Annotated in this window: 12 protein-coding genes; 5 read left to right on the forward strand and 7 right to left on the reverse strand. The window is 69.9% G+C overall.

All coding sequences use genetic code 11. From position 1 onward, the window contains the following. The first annotated feature begins 9 nt into the window (after nt 1–9). Entirely contained in the window at nt 10–1,044 is a 1,035-nt protein-coding gene (rsgA, locus tag JOE64_RS10870) for a ribosome small subunit-dependent GTPase A (RefSeq protein ID WP_204964268.1), read from the forward strand. Between the two features lie 69 nt (nt 1,045–1,113). Next, entirely contained in the window at nt 1,114–1,581 is a 468-nt protein-coding gene (gene bcp / locus JOE64_RS10875; protein WP_204964269.1) for a thioredoxin-dependent thiol peroxidase, read from the forward strand. Between the two features lie 59 nt (nt 1,582–1,640). On the opposite strand, the gene JOE64_RS10880 is transcribed toward bcp, so the two are convergent. Then, nucleotides 1,641–2,057 carry a histidine kinase gene (locus JOE64_RS10880; protein ID WP_204964270.1) on the reverse strand — a complete coding sequence of 139 codons (417 nt, stop codon included), beginning with the start codon at nt 2,055–2,057 and terminating at the stop codon, nt 1,641–1,643. A gap of 238 nt (nt 2,058–2,295) precedes the next feature. Between JOE64_RS10880 and JOE64_RS10885 the strand changes: the two genes are divergently transcribed. Continuing rightward, nucleotides 2,296–2,544 carry a WhiB family transcriptional regulator gene (locus JOE64_RS10885; protein WP_196324119.1) on the forward strand — a complete coding sequence of 83 codons (249 nt, stop codon included), beginning with the start codon at nt 2,296–2,298 and terminating at the stop codon, nt 2,542–2,544. A gap of 96 nt (nt 2,545–2,640) precedes the next feature. On the opposite strand, the gene JOE64_RS10890 is transcribed toward JOE64_RS10885, so the two are convergent. The 3 genes from JOE64_RS10890 to JOE64_RS10900 are packed head-to-tail and all read right to left on the reverse strand — an operon-like array spanning nt 2,641 to nt 6,118. Then, on the reverse strand, nt 2,641–4,146 hold the full coding sequence (locus JOE64_RS10890) for a sensor histidine kinase (protein WP_204964271.1): 1,506 nt from the start codon (nt 4,144–4,146) through the stop codon (nt 2,641–2,643). Between the two features lie 23 nt (nt 4,147–4,169). Next, nucleotides 4,170–5,492, reverse strand: coding sequence for a CpaE/TadZ family protein (locus JOE64_RS10895; RefSeq protein WP_271202580.1), 1,323 nt, complete (start codon nt 5,490–5,492; stop codon nt 4,170–4,172). Continuing rightward, nucleotides 5,489–6,118 carry an SAF domain-containing protein gene (locus JOE64_RS10900; RefSeq protein WP_239531750.1) on the reverse strand — a complete coding sequence of 210 codons (630 nt, stop codon included), beginning with the start codon at nt 6,116–6,118 and terminating at the stop codon, nt 5,489–5,491. The genes JOE64_RS10895 and JOE64_RS10900 overlap by 4 nt, the downstream gene beginning before the upstream one ends. 96 nt (nt 6,119–6,214) lie before the next feature. Here JOE64_RS10900 and JOE64_RS10905 point away from each other — a divergent pair, with 96 nt between their 5' ends. Then, the gene (locus tag JOE64_RS10905; protein WP_204964273.1) at nt 6,215–6,487 is read left to right on the forward strand and encodes a helix-turn-helix domain-containing protein; all 273 of its coding nucleotides are present in this window, start codon (nt 6,215–6,217) and stop codon (nt 6,485–6,487) included. A 97-nt stretch (nt 6,488–6,584) separates the two neighbouring features. Here the strand turns inward: JOE64_RS10905 and JOE64_RS10910 are convergent, their stop codons facing one another. Next, nucleotides 6,585–7,181 (reverse strand): hypothetical protein, encoded by a 597-nt coding sequence (locus JOE64_RS10910; RefSeq protein WP_204964274.1) that lies wholly within the window; start codon nt 7,179–7,181, stop codon nt 6,585–6,587. Nucleotides 7,182–7,350: 169 nt separating this feature from the next. On the opposite strand from JOE64_RS10910, the gene JOE64_RS10915 reads away from it, so the two are divergent. Beyond that, nucleotides 7,351–7,788: an Rv3235 family protein gene (locus JOE64_RS10915; RefSeq protein WP_204964275.1), complete on the forward strand. Its 438-nt coding sequence runs from the start codon at nt 7,351–7,353 to the stop codon at nt 7,786–7,788. A 24-nt stretch (nt 7,789–7,812) separates the two neighbouring features. On the opposite strand, the gene JOE64_RS10920 is transcribed toward JOE64_RS10915, so the two are convergent. Further along, a complete protein-coding gene (locus tag JOE64_RS10920; protein ID WP_204964276.1) occupies nt 7,813–9,036 on the reverse strand; it encodes a pyridoxal phosphate-dependent aminotransferase in 1,224 nt (407 codons plus the stop codon). Between the two features lie 145 nt (nt 9,037–9,181). After that, on the reverse strand, nt 9,182–11,965 hold the full coding sequence (secA, locus tag JOE64_RS10925) for a preprotein translocase subunit SecA (RefSeq protein ID WP_204964277.1): 2,784 nt from the start codon (nt 11,963–11,965) through the stop codon (nt 9,182–9,184). Nucleotides 11,966–12,138 lie beyond the last annotated feature (173 nt).

Consider the following 12,138-nt stretch of genomic DNA (forward strand, 5'->3'; position numbering starts at 1 on the left):
GAGCATCCGATGAGCTGGCTGGGCGACGTCGACGACGACGAGTTCGACGAAGCCGACATCCGGGTGCGCCCGAACCCGAAGGCCAACCGCCCGCGCACCAAACGCCGCCCCGCGCACGCCGACGCCCGCATCGCGCGGGTGCTGGGCGTCGACCGGGGACGATACACCGTGCTCGTCGACGAAGACGGCCCCGACGAGCACATCGCCCTGGCGACGCGCGCGAGAGAGCTGCGCAAGCAGCCGATCGTGACGGGCGACCGGGCCCGCGTCGTCGGCGACTCGAGCGGCGATGACGGCACGCTGGCGAGGATCGTCGGAATCGAGGAGCGCACGTCGCTCCTCCGCCGCAGCGCTGACGACACCGATCAGGTCGAACGGGTCATCGTGGCCAACGCCGACCAGATGCTGATCGTGGTCGCCGCGGCCGACCCCGAGCCCCGACCCCGCCTCGTCGACCGATACCTGATCGCCGCGCTCGACGCGGGCATCCACCCCCTGCTCGTGGTCACGAAGACCGACCTCGCCGACCCGGCCGAGTTCCTCGCGCATTTCGAAGGCGTCGACGACCTGCAGGTGTTCACGAGCGGTCGGGACGAGATGCCCGTGAACGAGATCGGGCGCCACCTCGTCGGTCACGCGACCGTCTTCGTCGGCCACTCCGGCGTCGGCAAGTCGACCCTCGTGAACGCCCTCGTCCCCACCGCCGACCGCGCGACCGGGCACGTGAACGAAGTGACCGGGCGGGGTCGGCACACGTCGAGCTCGACGGTGTCGCTGCGCTACGTCGGAGAGACGGGGCGCGGCTGGGTGATCGACACCCCCGGTGTCCGGTCGTTCGGGCTGGGGCACGTCGATCCCGCCAACATCCTGCGCGCCTTCAGCGACCTCGCCGCCGTCGCGGAGGACTGCCCGCGCGGGTGCACCCACCTTCCGGACGCCCCGGACTGCGCCATCGTCGAGGCCGTCGCCGAGGGCCGGCTCGGCGAGCGCGGCGCCGCGCGTCTGGACTCGCTGCAGCGTCTGCTCGCGACCTTCGCCGCGTAGTGCCGCTCGCCCGCGTCGGGTCCTTCTCGCACGTGCGCGTGCCGTGGCATCCCTCGTAGGCTGGATGCCATGACGCAGCTCACCCTCGGAACCGACGCCCCCGACTTCACCCTCGTCGATCAGGACGGATCCCCGGTCTCGCTCCGGGATCTGCGCGGCCAGAGCGTCATCCTGTTCTTCTATCCCGCGGCGATGACGCCCGGATGCACCACCGAGGCGTGCGACTTCCGCGACAGTCTCGCTCCCCTGCAGGCGGCGGGATACCGCGTCCTCGGCATCTCACGCGACGAGCCGGCGAAGCTCCGCGCCTTCCGCGAGCGCGACGCGCTCACCTACGATCTGCTCAGCGACCCCGACCACTCCGTGCACGAGGCGTACGGCGCATGGGGCGAGAAGATGAACTACGGCAAGGTCGTCGAAGGGGTCATCCGCTCCACCTTCGTGATCGACCCCGACGGTCGCATCGCGCACGCCCTGTACAACGTCAAGGCCACCGGTCATGTCGCACGGGTGCGGAAGCTCCTCGGGCTGGTCTGACCGCCTCTCCCGCAGCGGGGCACCGCGACGGCGCCGCAGTGCGCGCAGTCGCGGGTCCGTCAGAGCGTTCCCGGGTCGCCGTCACGCGATTGCTCGTCGCGACGGCGGAGTCCGGCACGTCGCGCCGCGGCGAACAGGACGATCAGACCCAGGATCGCGGGCACCGCGACCATCAGGGCGACCCCGGGTGCCGGAGCCGGACCGGTCACCGCTCCGAGGGCGACGGCGAGCATCAGCAGCTGGGTGACGATGCCACCCGAGCGGCCCCACGAGGCTCCGCGCGCGGTGGCGACGGCGAAGGCGAGCACGGCGGCCGCACCGACCGCGGTCAGGACGATCAGCGCGATCGACGTGCCGGTGTCATCGGAGTCCCCCGAGGCGAGCGCGACGATCTCCCAACCGGTCACGACCAAGAGCACGAGCCCCTCGAGCGCCAGCAGAGCCGCGGCAAGACGTTCCGGTGCGGTCTTCGGCATGTTTTTTCCTGGTCTCGGGGCGTAAAACCCGCGCACGTGCGGCATATACTCAGCAATCCACTGCGGGATGTCAGCAGTTCACCCTTGATTCATCCGAATCAGCATGGGACGATAGGTGAACCAGTGTGCTCCCACAGCGAAGTGGGGCGAGCCTCGAGCTCGCACACCCACCAGGGTATCGGACACCCGAGTCCTACCCTCACGTCACTTCACTTCCCTCATCAAGGAGCACCCCACTATGGACTGGCGCGACAAGTCTGCCTGCCTGACGGTCGACCCCGAGCTGTTCTTCCCCGTCGGTAACACCGGCCCCGCGGTGGAGCAGATCGAGAAGGCGAAAGCCGTCTGTGCACGCTGCACCGTCACCGAGGTCTGCCTGCAGTACGCCCTCGAGACCGGTCAGGACTCGGGTGTCTGGGGTGGACTCTCCGAAGACGAGCGCCGCGCACTGAAGCGTCGTGCAGCGCGCGCGCGTCGCGCAAGCTGAGCGCGTAAAGCCGCCGAGGCATCCCGCCCACGCCGTCCACGGCGCACCGGATGCCTCTCGTGAGGCACCTCGAGCCGAGACCGCGTCCGACGCCCGTCAGTCCCGAGAACGCGCCTCGCCCCGAGCGAGGTAGCGCATCGGAATCTCGATGGTCACCTCGGTGCCCGATCCGACCATCGTGTGCCAGTCGATCGAGCCGCTGAGCTCTCCCTGGATGAGGGTGCGCACGATCTGCGTGCCGAGGCCTCGGCCGACCTGCCCCTCGGGTAGGCCCACGCCGGTGTCGCGCACCTTCACATCGAGACGATCTGCGGTGCGCTCGGCGATGATCTCGACCTCGCCCTCCTGATCGACGAGGCCGTGCTCGACAGCGTTCGTCACCAGCTCCGTCAGCGCAAGCGCGAGGGGGGTGGCGTACTCGCTCGGAAGCGTGCCGAACGTGCCGGTCTTGAGCGTACGGGCCCGCGTGTTCGGCGATGCGGCGACCTCGGCGATGAGCTTCAGCACGCGGTCGAACACGTCGTCGAAGTCGACGTTCTGCGCGAGGCCCTCCGAGAGGGTGTCGTGTACGACGGCGATCGCTGCGACCCGCCGCATGGCATGCGTCAGCGCGTCACGGGCCTCGTCGGAATGAGTACGGCGCGACTGGATGCGCAGCAGGGACGCGACCGTCTGCAGGTTGTTCTTGACCCGGTGGTGGATCTCGCGGATCGTGGCATCCTTCGTGATGAGCTCCTGCTCCTGGTGCCGGATCTCGGTCACATCGCGGCACAGCACGATCGCGCCGATGCGGTGCCCGTTCTGCTTCAGCGGGATCGTCCGCAGCGACACGGTCACCCCCCGCGCTTCGAGATCGGCGCGCCACGGGGCGCGCCCCGCCATCACGATGGGCAGCGACTCATCGAACTCGCGTCCTTTGGGGAGGATGCCCGTGGCGACCTCGAGCAGCGATTCGCCTTCGAGCTCGTCTTCGAACCCGAGTCGGTTGAACGCAGAGAGCGCGTTGGGGCTCGCGAACGTCGTGACCCCGTCGACATCGATGCGGATGAGACCGTCGGATGCCCGCGGCGCGCCACGGCGAGGCGAGGTGGGAGCGGCGAGGTCGGGGAAATCGGCCGAGGCGACCATGCCCGACAGCTCGTCGGCGCACTCGATGAAGGTGATCTGCTGCCGCGACGGCGTGCGCGCCTCGCCCAGGTTGGTGTGCCGGGTGAGCACTCCGATGATCCTCGGAGGATGCCCCGCGACGCCGCGCTCGCGAACGATCGGCACGGCGCGCACGCGCGTCGGGGTCTCCTCGAACCAGTCCGGCGAGGCCGAGTCGACGATCTCCCCGCGGGTGAACGCCTCGCGAACCTGGGTGCGCCACTGCGGACGCACGAGGTCTCCGACGATGTCGCGGTAGAAGAGGGTCGCCGCACCGCTCGGGCGCGTGTGGGCGACTGCGATGAACGAGTCATCCGGGGTCGGCACCCAGACCACGATGTCCGCGAAGGCGAGGTCGGCGAGCAGCTGGCCGTCGCCGGCGAGGCGATGGAGCCACTCGACATCCGCCTCGGTGGAGCGGCCCTGGGCATACACGAGATCGCTGAGCGTCGACACGAGCCCAGCCTATTCGGCGCCGCTCAGGCCGCGCGTGCACGACGCCGCGACGGGCGCGTCGAACGAGCCGAAGCCGCCTCCGCGTCGGCCTCGACCGCAGTCGCCGCGCGACGCGTCGCGCGCGCAGACACCGGCGGATCGATCGCTTCGCCCACGAACCGGCGCACCGCTCCGGCGAAGGCGGATCGCGCCGCGACCTGGGCGACCGGCTGGGCAGCGAGAGTCGCGGCATCCAGCGCTTTCGGGTCCCACGGGACGAACCAGGTGTCGCGAGCGTCGGTGTACCGCTCCAGAGTGCGACGCAGCTGGCCGCGGGCATCGATGCCGAGGGTCGCCGCACGCAGTTTGTTCGCGACGATCCGCACCGGCGTCGCGCCGACGACGGCACGCAGCTCGGCGTACGCGCGCACGAACCGCGACACTCCGATCGGATCGGCGGACACCACGGCCACGACGAGGTCGGCGCTCTCGAGCGCGGCGAGCGTCGCCGCGTTACGACGCGGCCCCGCCAGGTCGCTCACGATCTCCTCGTCGCGCTCAAGCGGTGCCGCGACGTCCACGACGATGTCATCGGCCCACCCTCGGCAGCATTCGAGCGCCGCGATCACGCGATCGCGCGCGAGCTCAGGCCATCGAGCGGGACGGTTGATCCCCGTGAGCACGTCGATCGCCCCGAGTGGGACGGCGATGCGCGTGAGCTCCGCAGGCGTCAGGGTGCCGCGTTCGGCCTGCCGGCACGCGGCCGCGAAACCTGGCCCTTCGTCGGGGAGACCGGTGGCCATCGCGACCGACGGCGCATGGGCGTCGGCATCCACCAAGGCGACGTGGCGGCCGCCGCGCGCGAGCTCGCAGGCGAGGTCGATGGCGAGCGTCGTGCGGCCGGGCGATCCCGCCGCGCCCCAGACGGCGATCATCCGTCCACGCGCGGGTGCTCCGGACGAGGGAGGAGCCGAGCCCGGCCCGAGGATGTCCCGTGCCGCGGCATCCTCATCGCGCGCATCGACGCCGAAGGCCGCCGCCACGCGCCGCTGCGCGTCACCGCCGCACAGCGCGACGATGCGGACGCCGAACCGGTCGCAGGCCTCGACGAGGGGTGCGGTGAGTGTGCGTCGATCCGCGGCGAGCACCAGGAGGTCGGTGCGGGTGAGCTCGCCGAGCAGCTCCGCGGCGTCGCGTCCGCGGGCACCGTCCGCCGCGGCCTGGGCGGGCGCGTCGGCGGCGACCACGAGGCGCACCTCCGCTCCGGCATCGGCCAGGTCATCCGCGAGCGTTCGAGCGCGTCGTCCGTCGACCGCGACGACGACAGCGACACCGGCGCCGGCGCCCGACCGGCCCGTGCGCGTCACGGCGACACCGCCGCGGTGGGGACGACGGACAGACTCGCGCGACCCGAGATCGCGGCGAGGGTGTCGGCGACCTCGGCTCGGCCGATCACGAGCTCGACCGTCGACCCGGCGCCGCCGATCATCGAGTCGTCGGCGGTGACCGAGACGACGGTCGCGGTGGGAACGAGGATGCGGGGCGTGTCGAACGCGCCCCGCTCCAGCTGCGGAGCGGACCACACCTCGACGGTCGCGCCCGGCGTCACCGCGGCAGGCAGGTCGGTGGATGTCCGCACCACGACGGTCGTCGTGCGCAGCGACGCCGCGTCTCCGACCGCGTCTCGTGGGACGAGCTGGCCCGACGGCACGGTGCGGGTCGCCACGGCGCCGGGTGCCAGGGTCGCGGGCGAGGCGTACGCTCCCTCGAGCTGTCCGAGCGCCACCTCGACGACGCGGAGGTCGTCGGCGCCGACGGCATCCCCGGGAACGAGCGTGCGTGCGGCGGCGAACACCGGCACAGTCTGCCGCGCGGCGGCGACCACGAGCCAGACGCCGATGACGGATGCCACCACGAGCGCGACACCGACGAGGAATCGGATGTCGGCCCAGAAGGCACGGGGCCGCGGACGCGCGGCGGGGAGTTCACTCATGGCCATATCGTGGCGCTCGTGCCGGCGCTTCGCCGACGTTATCCACAGGCGGCACGTCTGGCCCGCGCTGTCGGACGGGGCGACCATAATTGCCTCATGCCCGAAACCCCCGCTGACGGCGTGCGCCTGTTCACGCCTGCCGAAGTCGCGGAGATGCTCCAGCTCTCCGTCGATGAGGTGATCGCGCTCGTGCTCGACGCGCGTCTGCGCGGCATGAAGATCGGATCCCCCGCCCGATGGCGCATCGAGGCCGACAGCGTCGAGGGCTACCTGGACGACCAGGTGGAGGAGGCGCGACGCATGGCGCTGTGGCGCGAATCGAACGCCGCGAGCTTTCCCGAACTGTGGGGGCGCAGCCGACGCGACTGATCCGCGATCCACGCGGTGAGAAAGCACGGATCGGCGATGTCGCCGCCGGGGAGCAGCACTCATGTGGAGCGGGCCCGGTCTCGCCGCTCGAGAGGACTCAGGCGAGATCGTCCGCCTCGGCCAATCGCACGGCCGCGAGGGCCTCGAAGGGCACCAGGCGGTAGCCCGTCACGCTCGTCGCGCGACGCGGAGTCCCCGGTTCGTGCAGCGCGAGATCGAAGTGGTCGACACCGGCGCGATCGATGGTGCCGTCGAGGGCCGTGCCGTCCACCAGCCGTGCGGTCACGGCGCTGCGTCGGCGCACCAGATCGCGCAGAACGAACCCGACACCCATGCGCTGCGTGAGCGACGTTCCCGGCTGAGCGTCCCGCACCGACACGAGTACCGTGTCGAGCGAGGCGCCGACGGAGACGACAGCGCCGAGCGGGACGATCGTCACCCGGGCGGACGCCTCGTCGCCCGCGAGCGCGAACCAGTCAGCCCCGACCCTGGTGACGCGACCGGTCATCGCCCCGGCACCTCGCAGGGCGACGCTCACCGCTCGCGTGTCGCGGGCCATCGCCACGAGGCGGTCTCGCAGCGGCACCCGCGCCAGGCGCAGTCGCTCCGCCTCGGTGTCCAGCGCGGCGCGCTCGGCCTCCCACTCGGAGTCGAGCTGATCCTCCAGGTCCTCGAAGAACCGATCCCATCGCACGCGGCGACAGTACGCCACGACCGGCGGCGGGCGCGGGCACTGTCCACAGGTGAGGACTTTCTCATCCCGTAGACGGGCCGCGTGTGCTGTACTCGGTCCACGTCACCCCGCGTCGTCCCCGCAACGATCCGGTCCGGCATCGGCGCCGGTCCGACACGAGGAGGTCCCCATGGTCCCGCCGCCCGCACCCGGTCGCCGCACGTCGCGCTCGGGATCGGCACTCGAGGTCGAGGAGTACTTCGCTCCGCAACGCACGTCGACCGAGAGCCTGCCCGACCCCGAACCCCTGCTCGCGAATCTCACGATCGGCGTGCTCGAGGTGCTCGCCGGTGTGCGCGAGGTCGATCAGCTGGCACGGTGGCTCGGCGAAGACGCCTTTCGTTCCTTGGTCACGCGCGCGAACCTCTCGACCCGGGCCCGCAGCGCCCGCGGCATCGCACCGGCGCGCCCTTCGTACCGCATCCTCTCGACGCGCTGGTCCTCTCCCGCCGACGGCGTCGTCGAAGGCGTCGTCATCACCGCCGGCCCGGCTCGCACGCGCGCCGTCGCGGTGCGTCTTGAGGGATGGGACGGTCGTTGGAGGGCGACGTCGCTCGCCGCGCTCTGAGCCGCGGTCCGCTCGCAACGGCCGCTACTGCTTGTACGACGACAGGAAGTTGCCCAGCCGTTCGATCGCCTCGGTGAGAACGCGAGCCTCGGGTAGCGTCACGATCCGCAGGTGATCGGGCGTCGGCCAGTTGAAGCCCGTCCCCTGCACGAGCAGCACGTGCTCGGCGACGAGGAAGTCGTAGACGAGCTTCGCGTCGTCGTGGATGTCGTAGACCTCGGGATCCAGCCGCGGGAACGCGTAGAGCGCGCCCGCCGGCTTGAGGCACGACACGCCCGGGATCGCGGACAGTCCCTCCCACGCGGCATCCCGTTGCTCGTGCAGCCGCCCGGACGGCCCGATCAACGCGTCGATCGACTGCACGCCCGACAGTGCGGCCTGCACGGCGTGCTGCGCCGGCACGTTGGGGCACAGACGCGTCGACGCGAGCAGCTGGATGCCCTGGAGGAACCCCGAGGCGTGCGCCTTCGGCCCCGTGATCACGAGCCACCCGGAGCGGTACCCGGCCACACGGTAGGTCTTCGACAGACCGTTGAAGGTGAGGCAGAGGAGGTCGGGCGCGAGGGTCGCCAGCGGGATGTGCACCGCGTCGTCGAAGAGGATGCGGTCGTAGATCTCGTCGGAGAGCAGCAGCAGCTCGTGCTCGCGGGCGATCTCGACGATCCCCTGCAGCACCTCGCGCGAGTAGACGGCACCGGTCGGGTTGTTCGGGTTGATGACGACGATCGCCTTGGTGCGATCGGTGATCTTCGCCCGGATGTCTTCGAGCGAGGGCTGCCATCCGTCCTCGTTGTCGCAGAGGTAGTGCACGGGGGTGCCGCCGGCGAGGCTCGTCATCGCCGTCCACAGCGGATAGTCGGGTGCGGGGATCAGCACTTCGTCGCCCGTGTCGAGAAGGGCCTGCATCGTCATCGTGATGAGCTCGGACACCCCGTTGCCGAGGTAGACGTCGTCAGGGTCGACGTGCGGGAATCCGGGCGTCTGCTCGTAGCGCGACACGACGGCGCGACGTGCGGACATGATGCCGCGGCTGTCGCTGTAGCCGTGCGCGTGCGGGACGGCCTCGATCATGTCGCGGACGATCTGGTACGGCGCCTCGAACCCGAAGGTCGCGGGGTTCCCCGTGTTGAGCTTGAGGATCCGATGCCCGTCGGCCTCGAGCCGGTCGGCCTCGACGAGGGCTGCTCCGCGGATCTCGTAGAGGACGTCCTTCAGTTTGCTCGATTGGTCCAGGATGCGCGGAGTCATCGCATCAGGATATCGCCGCCTCCTGAGCGGGCCGCGTCCACCGGCCCGGGCCAATCGTTCCACCGTGGACCGCCGGGAGCACGCGAGACCTCCCGTGTGTCACGCTTTCGGCCCGAAAGCGTGACACACGGGAGGTCTCGTGGGGTTACTTCTTCTTGTCGGCCGCGCGACGGTCGGCACGGTTCTGCGGCGCGGATGCCGGGGCATCCGTCCGCTGGCCGAACGCTCCGCGCGGTGCCTCGGCGGCGGGCGCCTGCTCCGCGGGAGCGGCGGCCTGGCGGGCCTTGGCCGTCGCCGCCTGCTGGACCTGTCCTCGGTCGTTGCGGACCTCGACCTCGCCGTCCGCGCCCGGAGCCGTGTACTGCAGCTTCTGCGCCTCGACGGGGGGCGCCTGCAGACCCTTCGCCTCGACCTGTCCGTCGCCTGCCTGGCGCACCTCGACCTCGAGGTTGTAGAGGAAGCCGACCGACTCCTCCTTGATCTGCCCCATCATGGCTTGGAACATCTGGTAGCCCTCGCGCTGATACTCGATCAGCGGGTCACGCTGGGCCATCGCCCGCAGGCCGATGCCGTCCTTGAGGTAGTCCATCTCGTACAGGTGGTCGCGCCAGCGGCGGTCGAGCACCTGCAGCACGACGCGGCGCTCGAGCTCTCGCATCGCGGGCGATCCCAACGCCTCCTCACGGCTCGCGTAGGCGATCTTCGCGTCGGAGAGGATCTCGCGCTTGAGCCCTTCCGGCGTGACCCGCCCCTTGCTGCCGCTCTCGGCGACGACCTCGTCGATCGTGACGCTCACCGGGTACAGCGTCTTCAGCTCGGTCCAGAGCGCGTCGAAGTCCCAGCTCTCGTTGTGGCCCGCTCCGGTGTGGTCGTCGATCACAGCACCGATGGCATCCTCGACGAAATGCTCGACGCGGCTCGACAGGTCGTCGCCTTCGAGCATCTGACGGCGGTCGGCGTAGATCGCCTCGCGCTGGCGGTTGAGGACGTCGTCGTACTTCAGGACGTTCTTGCGGATCTCGGCGTTGCGGGCCTCGACCTGGCTCTGCGCGCTCTTGATGGCCCGCGACACCATGCTGGATTCGATCGCGACGTCGTCGGGGAAGTTCGCGCGGGCGAGGATCGCCTCGGCCGCACCGGACTGGAACAGACGCATGAGGTCGTCGGTCAGCGACAGGTAGAAACGGCTCTCACCGGGGTCGCCCTGACGCCCCGACCGGCCTCGCAGCTGGTTGTCGATGCGGCGCGACTCGTGACGCTCGGTGCCGAGGACGTACAGACCGCCGGCCTCGACGACCTTCGTCGCCTCCTCGGCGACGGTGTCGCGCATCTGTGTGTAGACCTCGTCCCAGGCCGTCTCGTACTCCTCCGGAGTCTCGACGGGGTCGAGGCCGCGCGACTTCATCTCCTGCACCGCGAGGAACTCGGCGTTGCCGCCGAGCATGATGTCGGTGCCGCGCCCGGCCATGTTGGTGGCGACGGTGACCGCGCCCAGGCGGCCGGCGCGAGCGACGATCTCCGCCTCGCGCGCATGGTTCTTCGCGTTCAGGACCTCGTGCTTGACGCCCTTCTTGGCGAGCAGGCGCGACAGGTACTCGCTCTTCTCGACCGAGACGGTGCCGACCAGCACCGGCTGACCGCTCTCGTGACGGTGCGCGATGTCCTCGACGACCTGTGCGAACTTCGCCGGCTCGTTCTTGTAGACGAGGTCGGGCTGGTCCTTGCGGATCATCGGCTTGTTCGTCGGGATCGGCACGACGCCGAGCTTGTAGGTCGACATGAACTCGGCCGCCTCGGTCTCGGCGGTACCGGTCATGCCGGCGAGCTTGTCGTAGAGGCGGAAGTAGTTCTGCAGCGTGACGGTGGCGAGGGTCTGGTTCTCCGCCTTGACGGGAACGCTCTCTTTGGCCTCGATGGCCTGATGGATGCCTTCGTTGTAGCGCCGGCCCACGAGGATACGACCGGTGTGCTCGTCGACGATCATGACTTCGTCGTTCATGACGACGTAGTCCGTGTCGCGCTTGAAGAGCGCGAGCGCCTTGATCGAGTTGTTGAGGAACGAGATGAGCGGTGTGTTCGCCGACTCGTACAGGTTGTCGATGCCGAGGTAGTCCTCGACCTTCTCGATGCCGGGCTCGAGCACGCCGATGGTGCGCTTCTTCTCGTCGACTTCGTAGTCGAGGCCCGGTTCGAGGGTCTTCGCGATTTTCGCGAACTCGACGAACCAGCGGTTGGCCTCGCCCGACGAGGGGCCGGAGATGATGAGCGGCGTGCGGGCCTCGTCGATGAGGATGGAGTCGACCTCGTCGACGATCGCGAAGAAGTGGCCGCGCTGCACGAGGTCCTGCTTCTGCCACGCCATGTTGTCGCGCAGATAGTCGAAGCCGAACTCGTTGTTCGTGCCGTACGTGATGTCGGCGTTGTACTGCTCGCGGCGGACCTCGGGGGTCTGGCCCGCGATGATCGTGCCGGTGGTCATCCCGAGCGCCCGGTAGACGCGGCCCATCAGCTCGGACTGGTACGACGCCAGGAAGTCGTTGACCGTGATGACGTGCACGCCCTGCGCGGCGATCGCGTTGAGGTACACCGCGAAGGTCGCCGTCAGGGTCTTGCCCTCACCGGTCTTCATTTCGGCGATGTTGCCGAGATGAAGTGCCGCGCCACCCATGATCTGCACGTCGTAGGGGCGCTGGCCCAGCGTCCGCTTGGCGGCCTCGCGGACGGCGGCGAATGCCTCGGGCATGAGCTTGTCGAGCGATTCGCCGGCCTCGTGGCGCGCGCGGAGCTCGGCGGTCTCGCCGCGCAGCTCTTCGTCGGTGAGCTGTGCGTAGTCCTCCTCGAGAGCACCGACGGCCTTGACGACCTGCTGAAGTCGCCGAAGGATGCGTCCTTCACCGGCGCGGAGCAGTTTCTCGAGAGGGTTGGCCACGGAGGATCTCCAGACGTTCGGGCTCGTGCGGCGTCGCACGCGATCGGCGCGCGTCAGACCCACGCGCATCCGGTGGGCATATGGTGTCATGTTACCCGTTCGTGACCTACGCGTGCGCGGCGCCCCGCGACGCGCCGACGGATGCTGTGGAACTGCTCGGATTCCGCGTCATG

The organism is Microbacterium dextranolyticum (assembly GCF_016907295.1).
GTDB lineage: Bacteria > Actinomycetota > Actinomycetes > Actinomycetales > Microbacteriaceae > Microbacterium > Microbacterium dextranolyticum.